16 protein-coding genes are annotated in these 17,839 nt (G+C 37.8%); 9 read left to right on the top strand and 7 right to left on the bottom strand.

Annotation, left to right across the window (positions count from 1 at the left end):
• Entirely contained in the window at positions 1 to 324 is a 324-nt protein-coding gene (locus FCN25_RS20005; protein ID WP_137227105.1) for a cytochrome c3 family protein, read from the bottom strand.
• The gene (locus tag FCN25_RS20010; protein WP_137227106.1) at positions 324 to 1,559 is read right to left on the bottom strand and encodes an alpha-hydroxy-acid oxidizing protein; all 1,236 of its coding nucleotides are present in this window, start codon (positions 1,557 to 1,559) and stop codon (positions 324 to 326) included. The genes FCN25_RS20005 and FCN25_RS20010 overlap by 1 nt, the downstream gene beginning before the upstream one ends.
• Positions 1,560 to 1,824: 265 nt before the next feature.
• Here FCN25_RS20010 and FCN25_RS20015 point away from each other — a divergent pair, with 265 nt between their 5' ends.
• The 8 genes from FCN25_RS20015 (at position 1,825) to FCN25_RS20050 (ending at position 9,211) form a co-directional block, all read left to right on the top strand.
• Positions 1,825 to 3,789: a transporter substrate-binding domain-containing protein gene (locus FCN25_RS20015; RefSeq protein ID WP_137227107.1), complete on the top strand. Its 1,965-nt coding sequence runs from the start codon at positions 1,825 to 1,827 to the stop codon at positions 3,787 to 3,789.
• On the top strand, positions 3,786 to 5,123 hold the full coding sequence (locus tag FCN25_RS20020) for a sigma-54 dependent transcriptional regulator (protein WP_137227108.1): 1,338 nt from the start codon (positions 3,786 to 3,788) through the stop codon (positions 5,121 to 5,123). Before FCN25_RS20015 ends, FCN25_RS20020 begins: the two co-directional genes overlap by 4 nt.
• 298 nt (positions 5,124 to 5,421) lie before the next feature.
• Positions 5,422 to 6,078 carry a glutathione S-transferase gene (locus tag FCN25_RS20025; protein WP_137227109.1) on the top strand — a complete coding sequence of 219 codons (657 nt, stop codon included), beginning with the start codon at positions 5,422 to 5,424 and terminating at the stop codon, positions 6,076 to 6,078.
• 218 nt (positions 6,079 to 6,296) lie between these two features.
• The gene (locus FCN25_RS20030) at positions 6,297 to 6,605 is read left to right on the top strand and encodes a helix-turn-helix transcriptional regulator (protein WP_137227110.1); all 309 of its coding nucleotides are present in this window, start codon (positions 6,297 to 6,299) and stop codon (positions 6,603 to 6,605) included.
• Between the two features lie 67 nt (positions 6,606 to 6,672).
• Complete coding sequence (locus FCN25_RS20035) at positions 6,673 to 6,912, top strand: thioredoxin family protein (protein ID WP_137227111.1); 240 nt, start codon at positions 6,673 to 6,675, stop codon at positions 6,910 to 6,912.
• A gap of 21 nt (positions 6,913 to 6,933) precedes the next feature.
• Positions 6,934 to 7,422 (top strand): nitrophenyl compound nitroreductase subunit ArsF family protein, encoded by a 489-nt coding sequence (locus tag FCN25_RS20040; RefSeq protein ID WP_137227112.1) that lies wholly within the window; start codon positions 6,934 to 6,936, stop codon positions 7,420 to 7,422.
• Positions 7,415 to 8,116, top strand: a complete 702-nt coding sequence (locus FCN25_RS20045; protein WP_137227113.1) for an aromatic aminobenezylarsenical efflux permease ArsG family transporter — start codon at positions 7,415 to 7,417, stop codon at positions 8,114 to 8,116. The genes FCN25_RS20040 and FCN25_RS20045 overlap by 8 nt, the downstream gene beginning before the upstream one ends.
• A 96-nt stretch (positions 8,117 to 8,212) precedes the next feature.
• The gene (locus tag FCN25_RS20050; protein ID WP_137227114.1) at positions 8,213 to 9,211 is read left to right on the top strand and encodes a permease; all 999 of its coding nucleotides are present in this window, start codon (positions 8,213 to 8,215) and stop codon (positions 9,209 to 9,211) included.
• A gap of 172 nt (positions 9,212 to 9,383) precedes the next feature.
• Here FCN25_RS20050 and FCN25_RS20055 read toward each other — a convergent pair whose 3' ends face one another.
• The 5 genes from FCN25_RS20055 to FCN25_RS20075 all read right to left on the bottom strand — a co-directional run bounded on the left by FCN25_RS20055 (position 9,384) and on the right by FCN25_RS20075 (position 16,089).
• Positions 9,384 to 10,142: a spermidine synthase gene (locus tag FCN25_RS20055; protein WP_137227115.1), complete on the bottom strand. Its 759-nt coding sequence runs from the start codon at positions 10,140 to 10,142 to the stop codon at positions 9,384 to 9,386.
• 385 nt (positions 10,143 to 10,527) lie between these two features.
• The gene (locus FCN25_RS21025; protein WP_217495323.1) at positions 10,528 to 12,852 is read right to left on the bottom strand and encodes a DUF1566 domain-containing protein; all 2,325 of its coding nucleotides are present in this window, start codon (positions 12,850 to 12,852) and stop codon (positions 10,528 to 10,530) included.
• Between the two features lie 589 nt (positions 12,853 to 13,441).
• Positions 13,442 to 14,749: a site-specific integrase gene (locus tag FCN25_RS20065; protein ID WP_175405911.1), complete on the bottom strand. Its 1,308-nt coding sequence runs from the start codon at positions 14,747 to 14,749 to the stop codon at positions 13,442 to 13,444.
• Between the two features lie 89 nt (positions 14,750 to 14,838).
• On the bottom strand, positions 14,839 to 15,123 hold the full coding sequence (locus FCN25_RS20070) for a hypothetical protein (RefSeq protein ID WP_137227116.1): 285 nt from the start codon (positions 15,121 to 15,123) through the stop codon (positions 14,839 to 14,841).
• A gap of 570 nt (positions 15,124 to 15,693) precedes the next feature.
• Positions 15,694 to 16,089 (bottom strand): hypothetical protein, encoded by a 396-nt coding sequence (locus FCN25_RS20075; RefSeq protein ID WP_240778469.1) that lies wholly within the window; start codon positions 16,087 to 16,089, stop codon positions 15,694 to 15,696.
• 320 nt (positions 16,090 to 16,409) lie between these two features.
• On the opposite strand from FCN25_RS20075, the gene ccoN reads away from it, so the two are divergent.
• The gene (gene ccoN / locus FCN25_RS20080; protein WP_137227118.1) at positions 16,410 to 17,837 is read left to right on the top strand and encodes a cytochrome-c oxidase, cbb3-type subunit I; all 1,428 of its coding nucleotides are present in this window, start codon (positions 16,410 to 16,412) and stop codon (positions 17,835 to 17,837) included.
• Positions 17,838 to 17,839 lie beyond the last annotated feature (2 nt).

Here is a 17,839-nt window from a genome sequence, read left to right on the forward strand (position 1 = left end):
TTAGTAATGGCACGATTTACAATCACGTTCAGCTATTTCTCCGTTGTGGCATTTCCAGCAGAATTGCCCACTATTATGATCCTTTAGAGTAAAACTGTAACGTTTAGGTTCAAATATTGCTTCATGTTCTTTAGTGCTATGACAATCAGTACAAATGTAAGAACCTCCTCTTGCATGGGTTTGATAAGAAAAGACAACTCCGCCTTTTCCTCCACCACCGTATTGCCGATCTTGTTCTGATGGTGTTGCCCAAGCGTTTGGCAACACCAGAACCGCGACAACCACAGCGGCTAATATATCCCGATATGCTGTGGTGAGTTTCATTAAACCTCCTGAATGAGTATCGATGGGTCTACATTATTGACATCTGCAACGCCAGTTAACACCATGCTAGACACTAGTTCGGTATGATAACGTTTGAACAACATCTCGACCCCTTCAACCCCACCACCGAGACTTGCACGTATCATAGGGCGTCCAACCAACACTGCTTGAGCACCATAGGCAAGAGCTTTAAGGACATCGCCGCCGTCGCGCACGCCACCATCCATCAAAATTGGCATTTTATAACCACGGTCACGTACAGCTTTGACTATCGATGGAAGTACATGCATTGTTGCTGGTGTAGAACTTAGTACTCGACCGCCATGATTAGAAACAATGATTGCTCCACAACCTGCTTCTGCACACATAAGAGCTTCATCAACTGTCATGATACCTTTAGCAATGAAAGGGATTTTGGCATAATTAACAATCTCTTTAAGCTTTTTAAGATCCTTTGGTTCAACTGTTTTACCTGGTAAAGCACGTGCGGCTCTACCGGCAGAGTCAACATCTATAGCAAAGAAAGGAGCACCTGCTTGTTGAACTATATCAATTCTTTCAAAAATTTCCTTTTGAGTACGCGGTTTTATTTGTGCAACTGCTCGTCCTTTAAACTCTTGAACTACATTCATTCTTCTTTTGTAAGTTTCTAATGGGTCCCCTATGCCATCAGCGGCCCAACCAATGGTGCCAGAGTTAGCTGCCCCCTGAATAATACCGCGGGCATATTTTTCTTCAGTCATCATTTCACCATCAAAGGCGAGTTTATTGGCAGCTCCCATGTTGTAAGTCAGGCCTCCTGTTATGCCCGTAAGAATTGGCATAGAGAGTTTAACGCCCAATAGATTAATCTCTGTTTTAGGTTGAGTAATATTATGTACGGTTCGCATATTGAGGCTTACTTCTTCAAAAGCTTCAATGTTACGCACAAAGCTAAGACGCTTGCCTCCCATACCAGGCACTGTTTCACCGCAAGGACCTTTACCATTACAACGACCTGCACCAGATATATCGCAAGCTGCACATGTATCCATAATTTTACGAGCATTCATCAGAACGTCAGTCAGGTTTTGAGGTTTTTTAACATAACCGGCTACCGCTATAGGTTTATCTACTGCTGCCGTTGTAGCTTGAGCTGAAGATGTAGACATCGTTAGGGTGCCTGCTGCAGCAGCTAACACAGCACTTTTAGTTAGAAAGTCACGACGATTTTGATTAAGGTCATTATTATTCATTTTTTAATTCCTATGGTTGTTTCTTGCTCACACCATAAATTTATATCAGCCTTATTCGATATAGGAGTAATCAAGTGCCGAAGTGAGTAATAGATCCATTGTTCAGTAAAAAGTTGATATGCACACACAAGTTTATGCATTTGGGAATATCAATAGTGACTTAACTATTATTCATTATGTGAGTTGATTTGCAGAACAGAACAAAATCAGTGCCAATCAAAATCATCAGCGCTTATTGTTAGGTGACATAGTTTGGAGTTTCGTGATGAATGTAATTATGATTAATTGGAGATCACTCTGCTACATATCAATTTTAGTATTCTTTTTACAACCAAACGTATATGCAGAGCAGCAACTTACTTTGAATGTACATAGCAATACACCACCGTTTGAATGGCAAAGTGAAACGGGTGAAGAAAATGGTTTTAATATTGAATTAGCACGCTATATCGCTCAGCAGTTACATTATGATTTACACATCAATCGTAGATCATTAGACCAAACACTTAATACGGTAACTAATGATACTCGGCAATTAGCGGTCATCGCTGTACCTTCTGGTGAAATATTGGATATCAATAAGGCGTTACCGCTTTTGCCGACTTATATTAGTGCTTATAATCGACGTGGTGAAGAAAATGCCGACACCTGGGCTGCACTAAAAGGAAAACGTGTTGCAATCAAAAGCGCTTCATCTGTTGCAATGTACCTAAATAATAAACCACAAGACTTTATTATAATTCCAGTTATTACCAACGAACGGGGTTTTGAGTTACTCAGTAGTGGTGAGGTGGATTATGTTGTATCTGAGTTTTACTGTTCAAGACGAATGCTCAGCCTTTTCCCAATAGCAAAGACTGCGGGTAGACCACTGCTGTATAGCCAGTTTTATTTGATAATGTCTGATAAAGACCCTGATTTTGTTGCTGCGATCAACGAAGTCGTCAAGAATAGTTTTAACAATGGTTATTTTGATGATTTACTGAATCAATGGGTAGCATTCGGCAAGGAAAAAATTGAGCTTGGACAGGTTAAAAAAGACTTTTCTCAAGTCGCGTTAGTCACTGCCATAATTTCAAGTTTGGGCATGTTAATTACTCTTTATATAAGTTTCATATTAAGAAAAAAAACCAAATCTTTAAAACAAGAACTGCTAAATCGTCGTAATGCAGAGTTAGAAATTAAACGTATATCAGTACAGTTTCATTCGGTATTAGATGGTTTGCCTCACGGTGTTTGTTTGATAGCTAAAAATCAACAATTGATTTGGCAAAATGGCAAATATCCTTGGATTCTTGAACATGAAGTGTTAGCGCAGTCAAAACCTAAGATTAATTTGAATCAGTTAATATACCGAACTTTCACTGATGAATATTCTCAAAATTTAGAATTTACTTTAAACAACAAACATTGGAAATTAGAACTACATTTAATTTCCAATGACATGCTTGCATTGTTTTTAGAAGACAATACCGAAACATTTGAATTGAAGCAGGCAAGTGATCTTTCTGCCCGTCTAGCTTCTTTAGGTGAGTTATCTGCAGGCATTGCACATGAAATAAACAATCCTGTAGGGTTAATTACCCAGTCTGTCACTTTGGTTAGGGACTTGCTGGACGAACTTAAACTAAATATTTCAAACAATATTACTTCAACTCAAAAAACTAACCAGCTATTAGCGGATATAGATTATGGCTGCGAATCAATTGATGACTCAGCGGGGCGTATTAGTCGAATTGTGCGAGATTTGAAACATTTCTCAAAGCCAATACTTGAAATCGCCCCTAAAGCGGTTTATTTGAATAATGTAGTGGAAACAGCATTACGATTAACTCATAACAATGTTAAACGGATTCACTTACAGCTGATGCTAAACAAGCAACTGCCCACAATTGAAGGTGATGAGCTGCAGTTACAATTAGTATTAGTTAATTTGATTCAAAATGCTTGTTTTGCAATGGATAAACCAGAGCCTTTATTGGTAATTGAAACGGGTATAGAAAACAGTAATATTTTTATAAAAGTAACTGATAACGGTTGTGGTATGGATACACAAACATTGGAACGTATTCGTGAACCGTTTTTTACAACTCGTAGAGATCTCGGAGGAACAGGGTTGGGTTTATCTACCAGCAATAAAATCCTTTCAATACATCAAGCACAATGGCTGATACATTCGCAACAAGGAACAGGAACTGAAATGAAAATATTATTCAGGAGTGTTTCATGAAATTAAGCAGAAACATTCTCATTATTGACGATGAAACAAGATGGTTACGAACCATTGAACTATTACTTTCTCGTCGTATACCTGAGGCAAATTCTTATACTTGTGAAAATAGTCGTCAAGCATTAGAGCTTATTTATCAATTGGATATAGCCTTGGTATTGCTTGATCTTAATATGCCAATACTTGATGGACGTGAGTTGTTACGAGATATTCGAGAGCAAGCGCCTTATGTGCGAGTGATTATTGTAACAGGACTTAATGAAACTGAAGTTGCCGTTGAGTGCATGAAGCAGGGCGCATATGACTTTATTACCAAGACAAGTTCTACAGAGCAATTACTACTATGTATTCGACGAGCAATGGAAGTTATCGGATTAGAACGAAATTATCATAGAATAAAAGAAGGTTTTTTTAATCGGCATAGCCTTAGTGTTTTTAGCAATATATTAACAACAGATATTAAAATGCATGATTGTTTTTGTTATGCGGCTACTTTACATGACAGTAATGAACCAATTTTTATCGAGGGTGAAATAGGCACAGGTAAAAGGCTATTCGCACAAGCTTTACAACAATTAATTTGCCAAGAAGAATTGCTAATTGAGATCTCGCTTGCTGATTTAACACCAGTAATGTTAGAAGCAAAGTTATTTGGTGATGTAAATACTCAAGGACTCTTACAAACAGCGAGCCATGGAATGATATTACTAACTCAATTAGAGTTAGCAACACCTGAAATACAAAGAATTTTAGCTCGATTATGTAAACTTAAAAGTTATTTACCGCTAGGCTCTCTAAGAGAAAACTCACTTAATTGCAGGTTAGTGTTCAGCAGCCATAGTTCATTAGAAAGACTCGAACAACAAGCTTTCTCTCTAAACTTAATTTATGCGTTACGACCTCAATGTATAAGATTGCCACCACTACGTGAACGCAAAAATGACATAGGCTTATTGCTTCAACATTTCAATGAAATGGCTTGTCTAGAATTGGGTTTTGACTATCTTGCTTTGCCACATAATTTAGCTCAAAAACTAGAGGGTTATTCTTTTCCAGGTAATGTTTCCGAGTTAAGGTCTTTAGTATATACAGCTGCCAATATTAGTAGCGGTTCTGAATTATCACTAGCCCCATTTTTTCATGTTATTGAACATAAGCACCATCTTGAAGTGGAACGAATTATGTTCCCAAATACATTACCCACTATCAATGAGACGGTTCAGCAATTAATTCACGAATCATTAGTGCGAGCTCAAAATAACCAAAGTGCTGCAGCTAAGCTATTAGGCATCACTCAAAGTGCATTAAGTCGTCGTTTAAGTAAAATAGAATAATATTTAATCAGGATTAAATATTAATATAGGTGAAAAACCCATTGGTAGTTTTATTCTTATAGATAATTAATTATCAAAAATATCTCGTTATAGAATATACAAGAAGCAGTTTTTCATTAATTTCTATTTACTATATAATTTTAAGTCTTGTTTATTAACGTGTTTTGATATTGCCATTGTCAATAACAATATGCAGTTTCGTAGATGATGAAGTAATGTTGCATCACCTATATGTTGTGTCAATTATGCCTATATTAGTATTAAATAATCGAGTGAACCAACCTAAATGGAACCAACAATGCCATTACCTGTGCTGTATTCTTTAAGGAACTGCCCCTACGCAATGCGCGCCAGGTTAGCCATTTATACATCTGGTCAACAAGTACAACTGCGTGACATCGTATTGAGTAATAAACCTCCTGAAATGCTTAGCGCATCAGCTAAAGGGACAGTACCGGTGTTAATCACTGCAGATGGGTTAGTGATCGATGAAAGCCTATCAATAATGCAATGGGCTTTTTCACAAACAGACCCAGATGACTATTTAAATAAATCGATGCCAAATTCTTTGGCAGATATGTTGGCGGTTATTACAATATTCGATAATGAATTTAAGGGACATTTAGAGAAATATCGCAGCTCAAAACGTTATCATGAACCATCACTAATACAAGATAGGCAGCAGTGTGAGCGTTATCTGACTGATTTAGAATCTCGACTATGTCTGCACCCATATTTGATGTCCGACAAACCTAGCTTAACCGATTTGGCGTTAATGCCTTACATTCGTCAATTTGCTAGGGTAGAGCGGCAATGGTACTTACAATCTCCCTATCCCAATTTACGTCAGTGGCTTAATCGCTATTTACAAAGTCGAATGTTCAGTAAAGTTATGTCGCAAAATCCAATGTGGTTAGACTCAAAACAACAAATTGTTTTCGGAAAAGATAGCTAACATCAATCGATAGAAAACAATCAACATGTCCAACACACATGTTAATGACATAAATAGCATTCATTCATTAACTGCGGTGTTATTATTAGATTATGGTTAATAATCAGTAACAAAAAATAGACCTCATCATGTTGGTTTTTATCAACGTTATTGTTGAATACCGCATTAGAATGTTACGCATTTTTATTAATAAGATTTCTGAATAAAAGTTGAAGATCATGAACCAAAGAATCAAAATTAAAGCCAATATTTTCAAAGCCCTTGGTCACCCAACACGTTTATGGATAGTCGAACAACTTGCGGTTGAAGAAAAATGTGTTTGCGAGTTTGTTGACGCTTTTGATGTCGATTTTTCCACAATTTCTAAGCATTTATCTGTACTCCGTAATGCTGGGATTGTAGATATTGATAAGCGAGGTAAGCAAATTTTTTATCACCTAACCATGCCTTGTCTTCTCAGTTCAATTGGTTGTATCGATACATTATTAGATAAACAAATTCAGGCGCAGATCACATTAATAGATTAATTTTTAGCTTACATTTGGTCAAAAGGCAAAATAACCAAATGTAGTTAATTGAATTAGGAGATCTATTATGGATATTAAAATTTTAGGTACTGGCTGTGCCAAATGTCAAAAGCTAACCGAGGCAGCAATAGAAGCCGCTAAAGCATTAAATATTGACTATCAAGTGCATAAAATCACTAACATTGAAGACATTATGAATCATGGGGTGATGTCTACGCCCGCATTGGTTATCGACGATCAAGTGAAGCTTATGGGTCGTTTAGCCAGTGTAGATGAGATAAAGGAACTTCTTGTTACTCATGTTTAATAACAAGGTGTTGGAGTTTCTATGAATGCTAAAATAATAGTCAGATATTTTCTGCTCGGTGTTGTATGCCTTGGCTTTGCTATAGTGGGATACCAACAATTTGGTGTATCGTCAGGTAATGCCTTAACTAAACTAAGTGATGTCGATAAAACGATTCCCAAGCTTAACAATGGCATCAATGTATATTATTTTCATGGTAATCAAAGGTGCACGACTTGCCTTAGAATGGAAAAATTCACCAAAGATACTTTGACAGAACATTTTCAACAACAAGTTGCTAATGGTGAACTTCAACTTAATTTAGTTAATGTAGATCTAAACCAAAATCAACATTATATCGATGATTATGAATTAATTTTTAGAACAGTAGTGGTTACGCATTCCAACAATGGCGTTGAAACTGAGTGGGACCGGTTGGATAGAACTTGGGAGCTTGCAAACGATGAAACTGCTTATCAGGCGTATTTAGCACAAGCCATTCAAGCTATGTTGGTGAAAACTCATGGATGAATGGTCAGTAATGTTAATGTCTGCTTTCTGGTTCGGGATTTTAACCTCTATTAGCCCGTGTCCTTTAGCCACCAATGTGGCGGCAATTTCTTATATAAGTAAAGGAATACAATCACCATATAGAATTCTAGGTACTGGGCTTGCTTATACTATTGGGCGCATGCTCAGTTACTTAGTGCTTGGAGCTATTTTAGTTGGCAGTTTACTTTCCGCGGTATCGCTATCAATTTTATTACAGAAATACATGAACTTGCTGCTTGGACCTATATTAATACTGGTTGGTATGTTTTTATTGGAATTATTGGCATTACGTTTACCTGGTAATGGTGTTTTACTTGAAAAATTAAAAGCTAAAATTAATCCTCAAGGTTATATGGGCGCTTTATTACTGGGTATTTTGTTTGCTTTGTCATTTTGCCCAACTTCTGCTGCACTTTTCTTTGGGTCACTATTGCCACTTGCATTGGAGTCACAATCCAGTATTGCGTTACCCGCAATTTACGGTTTAGCAACCGGATTACCCGTACTTGTTTTTGCTATTTTATTAGGTGTAAGTGCTCATCGAGTCGCAAAGGCCTATGACCATATATTAACGTTTGAACATTGGGCCAGAAAAGTCACTGGTGTGGTATTTATTATTGTGGGTGGGTATTACGTTTGGATCAATATTTTTGCTCCATTCTTAGGCTATTAACAACCAAATGTCTATTTGCTTAACATTGCTGCCACCTATTCAACTATTTTTAGCATTTTTATATTATTCGTTTCCGTTATTTAAGGAAGTTTAGATATGTTGCAAATTTTTTCTGATTTAGCGACCTGGTTAACCTTTGGGATATTGAATCTAGATCCCAATACTAAGCTTGCAGATGCAACGCATTTCTTTATTGAAGATACCACTAAGATTTTTGCATTACTCTTATTTATGATTTATGTCATTGCCTTAGTTAGGGCGTCACTCAATGTTGAACGTGTTAGAGTCTACTTAGCTGGGAAAAACCAATTTTTGGGGTACTTTATGGGCTCAGTATTTGGTGCTGTAACCCCCTTTTGTTCATGTTCGAGTATTCCGGTTTTTTTAGGTTTTACCTCAGCAGGGATCCCCGTAGGCATTACGATGGCTTTCCTCATAACATCACCTTTAATAAACGAAGTCGCGGTATTATTACTGCTGAGTTTATTGGGATGGAAATTCACTGTTATCTACATTTTTGTTGGTATGTCTGTAGGAATGCTTGCCGGAACCTTTTTGGATTCTATCCATGCAGAACGCTGGTTACAATCGTTTGCAGCGAAAGCATTAGAAAAGGGAAAACAGCAAGGGAAACTAACTCAAGACGAAGCGTTAACGCCAGCAAAAATGACATTAATAGATCGCCATAATTTTGCCAAAAGCGAAACCATAGAGATTTTTAATCGAGTGTGGAAGTGGGTCATTATTGGTGTTGGCTTAGGGGCGGCACTGCACGGTTTTGTACCTGACGGTTGGATAGAATCTCATTTAGGTGATGGTCAGTGGTGGTCTGTACCAGCGGCAGTATTAGTGGGTATTCCTTTATACTCCAATGCAACTGGTGTTATCCCTATTATGGAAAGCCTTATCATGAATGGCTTGCCTATTGGCACTACATTGGCATTTTGTATGGCTACGGTAGCTGCGAGTTTTCCTGAATTTATTTTGCTTAAGCAAGTTATGCAATGGCGGTTATTAATGATGGTTTTTGCTATTTTACTGGTTTCATTTACTTTGATAGGTTGGATATTTAACGCAATAAGTCCCATTTTGTAATAATTAAAAACACTGACCGTCCATACTCATCATTGAAGTTAAGCGTGAAATTGTTAACCAACACTCAGTATCACAAGGACCACGAAAAAGTCAGCTAGTATGTATAATGGATATTGATTTCAGATTAGCCAAAAGCCAACGGCATTTGGCTTTTCTATTTTCATTGGTGTTATTAAGATTGTATATCAATAATTAATTGAGCATAACGTTCCATCGGAATGTTTAATTCCGTCGATAACAAATTGGCATTCGTTAATAGTTGCTGTTCTTCTATTAAGGGAATGTCATTTTTGAACGCGAGTACAATCCGGTTGCCACTGGCTACTTCAAAACTCAATAAGCGATGTTCAAATTCTTGTGCTAATAATTCATCTAATTCGGCGCGCAACACATCAGACGTATGCCAGATATTCAGCACTAAGACACCTTGTTCGGTTAGTGCATTTTTACAATCCCGCAAATAGGACGTTTGTACTTGTTTTGGTTCCATGCCTTGTGCGCTGTAAAGATCTGAAAAAATAATGTCGCTTTGAGTTTTGGTCTTGTTAATGTAGTTAGCGGCATCGTCGATATGAATAAACAAGCGGTCAGTATCGGGTAAGTAAAAATATTCTTTTGCGGTATTTACCACCGCTTCACGGTATTCAACCGCGTGTACTTTCAAATCAGCAAAACTACTGAGCAGATTTTTTACCATGGAGCCGGCACCTAAACCCATAACGGTGGCAGTTTCTACTTTGGATATAAACAGAAAGGCCGCCATCATCGCCTGGGTATAACCCAAATGTAATCCATTAATGTCATTGGTTTTCATACAACTTTGATAGATTTTGCCATCAAAGCTTAGAATGCGGCTGTTCTTTGTTTGGTAAACATAAATGGGGCCGAGATCATCTACTATTGATGAAATACAAATTCCTTTGATATCCATAGTATTTTCAATATCTCTTAAAATGATGTCTATAACGGGTAGGGCATTATAACGGGAAATTGGTGCAAGGAAGTCATTCATTAACAAAAGTGTTTACAAAGCTCGGGAGGAAGATCAGCCTAAGTGGTTATTAACCCATCGTATGTTAAGCAGCTATCCCAATAATCACATTCACTTTTTGGTACTGCTGCATCATCTATTGTGGCTAATAGGTCGCGTGGTTATGTTGTCTTGTTCCATATTGTTTACTTCATTATGATCAACAGTATATTGATGCTTATATAAATAAAATCAAAATTGCACTTGTAGATCCCTAATTACATATTGGCCCACGTAACTACAGTCTTTTTCTTAAGCAAAGTAGATATAGTGATTCATATATCTACTATTTAGTGTTTTTAGGGGGCCCTGTTGGTGCTTCATTTGCCGTGATGTAACCATCTTTATTTTTATCAAAATGATTAAAACGCTTTGTGCCGGCTTTAAACTCAGAAGCCGATACTTTTCCATCGTCATTTTTATCAAATCGATTAATGAATTTATTACTTTGAGTACTGTTTTTATTGTTCTGAGTTTCAATCGTTAATCGAGTTTGGTTGTCTGTTCTCGTCGTATATTCGCTAACCTTTTCTGTCTGAGGTTGTGTATTTATTGGAGCCGCTAAAACAACATTGCCACCTCTTACACTGCGCACATAATTCTCGACTCTAATATAATCGCCTTGTGGCCCACGCGATATCGGTTTACCCGTTTTAGGGTCACTGCGCTGAGAGCCCGCACCATGAACATCCATTATGTTACCATTCATTTCGCCTAAAGCTTTACCAAAGGCCACATAAACGGCTCCCGATTCTGGTACAGGCCCATCAAGATGAGTGGTTGAACTCCAATAATAAGGATAATCTTTTTCGCCAGCTTCATTGATTATCGAAGATGTGTAGAAAATTGGGTCGATAGCTGCTGAATGAGTGGTTTCAGGAGAGCGGGTGTAATCCACAATGCTTTGTAACTCTTTTGCATCTGGTAAACGCCAATCGCTTTGGCCTGCCAACGTTAAATTTTCTGAGTACTGTAGCGCATCTTGCCAATTCAAACCTTTGTTGCTGTCTGCTTGTTGCCAGGTTAAACCCGTCGCTAAATCTGTAATGGTGCCATCATTATTATCAACGAAGTTGTTTTTACCATAAGCTTCATTGCCCCTAACAAACCTAAAGTACATTTTATTAGGATCTTTAGTGCGAGGGTTAAACTTTGGGTAACCTTTAATACGGCCATCAACAAAATTCACCCCAAAAACGGTATCATCATTTTTCATTGTTTTGCCGACATACTCGGTATTAGACCATGTTTGAGCATCAATCTCCCGCTCACCAGCTTTGGTATTACCAAGGGGTTGATTGAAGAAACTAGTATCGATAAACGGGGTGAGCGCTTTTTGTCCTTTAACGCTGCCTGAGAATTGAATGAGAGAATAGAGCTCTTTAATGCTAGGAATACGCCAGTCACCATTACCTGCTAACTTAAAGCTGTTGATTTTGAGTAATGCTTGTTCATAGCTAAGTTTCTCACCCATCTGCTTTTGCCAGATTAAACCGGTAACATTATCGGTGATAGTGCCATCGTTATTGTCGGAATAAGAAGGGGGATTAGTACTATAATTAGCATCCTGACCAAAAAATGTATTGGCATTGTCAGGTAATAATATCACTGCATTATTGTTGTAGGATATTCTCTGTCCGGTGTCTACTATTGAATAGCTTGCTACCTTTTGTGATGTTGTGGTTAGGCTTGGCTTCGCCTCAGTATTAACGACCATCAAATCTTTACCGAAAATAACATTACCACTGTAATTTTTACGGATTTCTTTTAAGCTCGCTTCCTCATCCACTATTCCCGCAGTAAAATGGGTATAGACAAGGTTTTTAACATTGGCTTTTTGGGCGAGTGTACTTGAGTCGTTTAAATTAAGATGAGCGCGGGTTTTCTTATTACTACCATTTTTGTTATCGATTTTAGCGCCTTTATTGGTGTTTTTATTACGTCCACCAATCATTACCATTCCGCCAGAGTCGATGATCATATAATCAGCATTTCTCGCTAGAGTAGGGAGTGTTTCTGAATAAGTAAGATCCCCAGTAATGACAATCGATTGACCATTGTAATCAAAGCGATATGCAACAGTATGAATGGTATGTGGAACCTGAAGTGTAGTGACTTGTATATCGCCGACTTTAAACGATTCTCCGCCTTGAATATCTGTTACATCAAAAGCCTTGATGCGATCGGCTAGGGTTCTTTGAGTTTTTCCTAATCGATATGCAATATCAGCTTCATACAAATCCAAGTTTGTTTCTGTCAGCTTCTTGGTATTGGGAGGGCCAACAATGGTGAAGTCATTTTTCCCCAATAACAGGCGAATTAATATGGGAACAAACTCTTCATTATGATCAAGATGATGATGAGTAATAAATAGGCTTGATAAATCACGAATATCGAAGCCGAGTTTAGACAAATTAGCTTGAGTACCATTACCCATATCAACCAATATATGGGTGTTTCCGGCTGAGATTAAGGTGCTAGCACTCGCACGATTTTCATTATAAATAGGAGAACCAGAGCCAATAATCGTGGCCGTCAGTTGATCTGCGGCATGAGCATAAACAGCTATTAATGAAATGAACATAAAAAGCCCAAGTATCATCTTTTTCATAAAAAACCTTTTTATGTCTATTGGATGGTAGAAATGACGCTCTATTCAGGTAAATATGAGTAGTCATCATTGCTTCATAGGTATTTAATATACTGACAAAAAAACCAATAAAAATATAATTTACTTAACTTTAATAACGTTACATAACTTATTTTTGTTATCGATTTTATCCACGTGGATGTATCTCGATGCTGGCTTTCTTAAAGGATGATACCGTTCAGTGTCGTTAAAGAGTTACGTCACTAGATGCATTACGCTTATAAAAATGGGGAAAGATGTTTTTACTCTGGAAAGGTGTACTAATTTGTTTATGTACATTAATGAATTAGGGTTCGTTTATCCTCAAACGTGCGAAAGTAATTATTATGTCAGTAGGCTATGACAAATCTCAACGTGCCGGTAAATCTAAATGTAAGTGGCACTGATCAAGAAGCTATTGAGTAACACTACACAAATACCCTATTTAACATAATATACATTGTGCGCATACTCATGCGTACATTGGAAGTTATGTTAAGTGATAAATCCTATGTACTGAATTTGAGACTATCATTGCATACTTTCAATTTTTACGGCCAATGGTAGCCAACTATTTAATCTCAGCAAGATGATTTAGTGGTTTATTGAATGCACTTTGATGTCGTTCAGTTTGCGTGGTGTGCAAATATTGTGATGTGGTGTCGATACTTTCATGGCCGGCATCGGCCTGGACATGTGATAACGGTCGACGGTTAATATTGATGTCGTGCGTTATCCCAGTATGGCGAATATTATGAGCACTGAGTTTGCGCATAAGTTGGCTGTCATGTTCAAAACCATCTTTGGCGGCATTGTCTGCGGCTAAGTTAATGAGCTTGTCGATTTCGTCTCGTATGTGCCGAATTCCAAGATTGGCATTGATGACTCCTGATTCACGACCATGTGCAGCGGCTTTATGGCGGACAAATATTGGGTGCTGATCATTGATGTTAGGTAAATCACTAAGACGTAGATAACGACGATAATCGACTAAGCCTGCAAGCAAAGCTTTTGATATGGCAATATTACGCGCTTTACCGCTTTTAGAAAACGGTACATGGAAATACCAAATCCCAGAATGTGGGTCTTGTCTGAACTGACTCATGATCGGTGCATAACCTGCGCGAGCACTGATTTCTGATATACGTAAATAGCAGCTATATAATAGTGTGATTAAAAACAAACTGCGTTGATGTTGTTCTGGTTGATTTTGCGCTAATTGTTCAACAGTACTGATAACGTATGACCATTGTAGTTCAGTGAATGCATGGTTGTTGTTGTCTTCGTCGATGGTGAATTTACGTTTAATAGCAAAACGACTGTGTTTAAGCCATAACTGAGCTGGGTTTCGTTCGGTGTATTCCTCACTTATTAGATAGCCATAGAATGATGATAATATTGCAACCTTTGTCTTCAGCGCATTATCACTCAGTTGATATGGTAGACATTTCCCTAGGTGTTTTTTACCTATAAACGGTCGCCATTGTGGATTGGGAGTTCTATCACCGGTAGCTTTATCGAGTTTGAACTGAGCCACATTGAAGTAACCGATTAGTTCAATTGGCGGTGTTTGACAGTAATCGATGTACTTGGCGATGTCTTTACGCGTCACCGCGATTGGCGATAATGCCACAACATCAAAGCACCAATGTAGATATGTGGTTAGTTCACTACGGTAGGCTTTATAGTTATTTTCAGACTGTTTTTGTTCAAACAACCAATCGGCGCAATGCTCTATGATAAGCCCTGCATCGGCGACTTTTTTAATTGATATGTTAGTAATGTATTGATTGATTTGAGCATTACCTTGCAGCACAAATTCAGCTGCATCAAAAAGTGGCAATACTGGCGGCAACTCATCAATCATTTTATTAGTCATGTGATTAAATATAGGCTATTGATTATATTGCCTTATTGTACTATTTTTTAGCTGATGCCGATAATGTTATTTATCGGCATCAATCGTGCTCATTTTGCATATGAGTTTTGAATATATGCATATCTAGGCTCTGCAATCTCGTCATCAGTGATTAATTGTTGCATGCATTGCTGGATGGCGTTTGATGGCATGCATGATTGTTGGCATTGCTTATTGTGACAAGTTGAGCGTTTTTGACAGCTCATTAAACATAATTGCCAAATGGTTTGTTTACTCGCTTTGTCTAAGCATTGTAAATCGGCCGCACATAAATGACCGGCTTTGATTAATTGCGCCACTTTATTTGCATCAATTGACACATTTACTCTGTTCATATGTGCTCCTTTTTATCGCAACGGTAATAGAAATCTGTAAACACGATGTTGGTTCATCAGTCGAATTCTTTTAATCGTCTTATGCCCTACTTACCCTAATGGGTAATATGTTATGTGTTAATAATACATTAATGAGAATGATTATCAATTAGAATATAATGGTTATCACCACTTCTTTGTTTTAGATCATGATAAAAGTATCAATAAACCGTAAATATAGGCTCTAAAGCGACATGTTTGCGAGGATGGTATTTGCAGAGGTATATGGTTTGATTGTGTAAATGGTGATTTTGAATATTATTCTATGCAGAATTAAGCTTATAAAAGTACAATTCTATAATATGTACCGTTATCTATCTAAACTCTGCCCTAGCCTTCAGAAATATTGTTACTTTACTTGGTTAGGCTCTCCCTGTAATGGTTGTGTATATTTTTGTAATGACTCAGAACATCGATATTTATGCCTATTTAATCATTTTAATCGTTTATCTAAACGGCTAAATGACGAGATTTCGCTATGTGCTAGGCATAAATAAATTTGTTGTGTTCATTTACATGACCATTTTATCTTTAATTGTTATCGGCTAAAAAGTCGTACATTAATGTTCTAGGTTGTTGTTGGTAGTCAAATGAGACAAACACTCGCCACACCATATAATTGCTACTGCATGAACCAAAAATCAGGTTTCCGTGTATTTCATTGTCTGTTATAGAGGATAATGACACCGGTATAACCCCCATGAACATATCGCGACCTTCTACTCTAACTGAAACATTAGTGATCGCTTGTGTAGATGTTAACGTAAGATTTAATGGTTTTTCACTTGGTGTATTGACGGGATCGATCATTAAACCGACAGTGATATCGGCTACTTTTTTGTAACATTCACCTGTTGAAAATTGACATAAAGTTTGGTCTACGGGGAATGTTTGTTGTTCTGCTGTTTTATCACCATTGCAGGCCATTAAAAACGTTAGGGAAATTATAAAAATGACGATTTTGTTTATTTTATGCACAAATTTTAACCTTTCTATTTGTATTGATAACATGATCCTCCCGATATTGATCTAAATCAAATTTGAGACGCGTTGTGAAGTATCTTTTTTGACTTAGCTCAAGTATCATTACATCGCCTTGTGGTAGAGAACATTTACACGAGGTAACATCTTGACTATTGGCCTTAAAAACGGTGTAAACAGCTCGATTTATCGCCATATGTTAATCTAACAGGTAAAGTCCGCTTTACTAAATATTAAAAGTATAAGTAATAAGCCGTGGAAGCATTATGATGAACCATTCCCAGTCTACAGGCGCTGATTACAACTACACTATTGTCCGCCAATTCGCATTAACCACAGTTTTGTGGGGAATCTTTGGTATGGCAGTGGGTGTATTTATTGCGGCTCAGTTAATCTGGCCGCAACTGAACTTCGACACACCTTGGTTAACGTTTAGTCGTTTACGACCTTTACATACCAATGCGGTGATTTTCGCGTTCGGAACATCAGCTCTTTTCGCTACATCCTACTACGTTGTGCAACGCACTTGTCAAGTCCGTCTATTTGCGCCTAAATTGGCCGCATTTACCTTTTGGGGTTGGCAAGCCGTTATTATTGCAGCTGCAATCACTTTACCTTTGGGTATCACCCAAAGTAAAGAATATGCAGAATTAGAATGGCCTATTGATATCGCGATTGCGATTATTTGGGTTAGCTATGCAATTGTATTTTTTGGCACAATCGCTAAACGAACAACCTCCCACATTTATGTGGCGAATTGGTTCTTTGGTGCCTTTATCATTACTGTTGCAGTACTTCATATTGTTAACTCAATGGCAGTACCAGTAAGCTTATTTAAGTCTTACTCACTGTACTCTGGTGCAGTCGATGCGATGGTTCAGTGGTGGTACGGTCATAATGCGGTAGGCTTCTTACTTACAGCTGGCTTCTTAGGGATGATGTATTACTTCGTGCCTAAACAAGCTGGTCGTCCAGTGTATTCTTACCGTTTATCTATTGTTCATTTTTGGGCATTGATTGCGTTGTACATATGGGCCGGTCCTCATCACTTACATTACACTGCCCTTCCTGACTGGACTCAGTCATTAGGCATGGTAATGTCATTAATTTTATTCGCGCCATCTTGGGGCGGTATGATTAACGGTATTATGACCCTGTCTGGTGCATGGCATAAGCTACGTACAGACCCTATTTTGCGTTTCTTAGTTGTTTCATTGTCTTTCTACGGTATGTCTACCTTCGAAGGCCCAATGATGGCAATTAAAACGGTCAATGCATTATCTCATTATACTGACTGGACTATTGGTCACGTTCACTCTGGCGCGCTAGGCTGGGTTGCAATGGTGTCTATTGGTTCTTTGTATCACTTAATTCCAATATTATTCGGTCATGGCCGTATGTACAGCAGTAAGCTGGTTAACGTTCATTTCTGGTTAGCGACTATCGGTACTGTGTTGTATATCGTTAGTATGTGGATTTCTGGTGTTATGCAAGGTCTTATGTGGCGTGCGGTTAACGCTGATGGAACACTAACTTATAGTTTCGTTGAGAGTTTAGAAGCTTCATATCCATTCTACTTTGTACGCTTTATTGGTGGTTGTTTCTTCTTAACTGGTATGTTCCTTATGGCTTATAACGTTATCAAAACCGTTAAAGCACCTAAAGATTCATTACCTGCTATTGCAGAAGCTTAAGG

It is taken from the genome of Shewanella sp. MEBiC00475, from assembly GCF_005234075.1.
In the GTDB taxonomy this organism is placed as follows: Bacteria; Pseudomonadota; Gammaproteobacteria; order Enterobacterales; family Shewanellaceae; genus Shewanella; species Shewanella polaris.

Bases quoted from the DNA above. Each gene is read 5' to 3' on its own strand.
- FCN25_RS20005 (WP_137227105.1), bottom strand. From the start codon at position 324: ATGAAACTCACCACAGCATATCGGGATATATTAGCCGCTGTGGTTGTC.
- FCN25_RS20010 (WP_137227106.1), bottom strand. From the start codon at position 1,559: ATGAATAATAATGACCTTAATCAAAATCGTCGTGACTTTCTAACTAAA.
- FCN25_RS20015 (WP_137227107.1), top strand. From the start codon at position 1,825: ATGAATGTAATTATGATTAATTGGAGATCACTCTGCTACATATCAATT.
- FCN25_RS20020 (WP_137227108.1), top strand. From the start codon at position 3,786: ATGAAATTAAGCAGAAACATTCTCATTATTGACGATGAAACAAGATGG.
- FCN25_RS20025 (WP_137227109.1), top strand. From the start codon at position 5,422: ATGCCATTACCTGTGCTGTATTCTTTAAGGAACTGCCCCTACGCAATG.
- FCN25_RS20030 (WP_137227110.1), top strand. From the start codon at position 6,297: ATGAACCAAAGAATCAAAATTAAAGCCAATATTTTCAAAGCCCTTGGT.
- FCN25_RS20035 (WP_137227111.1), top strand. From the start codon at position 6,673: ATGGATATTAAAATTTTAGGTACTGGCTGTGCCAAATGTCAAAAGCTA.
- FCN25_RS20040 (WP_137227112.1), top strand. From the start codon at position 6,934: ATGAATGCTAAAATAATAGTCAGATATTTTCTGCTCGGTGTTGTATGC.
- FCN25_RS20045 (WP_137227113.1), top strand. From the start codon at position 7,415: ATGGATGAATGGTCAGTAATGTTAATGTCTGCTTTCTGGTTCGGGATT.
- FCN25_RS20050 (WP_137227114.1), top strand. From the start codon at position 8,213: ATGTTGCAAATTTTTTCTGATTTAGCGACCTGGTTAACCTTTGGGATA.
- FCN25_RS20055 (WP_137227115.1), bottom strand. From the start codon at position 10,142: ATGGATATCAAAGGAATTTGTATTTCATCAATAGTAGATGATCTCGGC.
- FCN25_RS21025 (WP_217495323.1), bottom strand. From the start codon at position 12,852: ATGAAAAAGATGATACTTGGGCTTTTTATGTTCATTTCATTAATAGCT.
- FCN25_RS20065 (WP_175405911.1), bottom strand. From the start codon at position 14,749: ATGACTAATAAAATGATTGATGAGTTGCCGCCAGTATTGCCACTTTTT.
- FCN25_RS20070 (WP_137227116.1), bottom strand. From the start codon at position 15,123: ATGAACAGAGTAAATGTGTCAATTGATGCAAATAAAGTGGCGCAATTA.
- FCN25_RS20075 (WP_240778469.1), bottom strand. From the start codon at position 16,089: ATGGCCTGCAATGGTGATAAAACAGCAGAACAACAAACATTCCCCGTA.
- ccoN (WP_137227118.1), top strand. From the start codon at position 16,410: ATGATGAACCATTCCCAGTCTACAGGCGCTGATTACAACTACACTATT.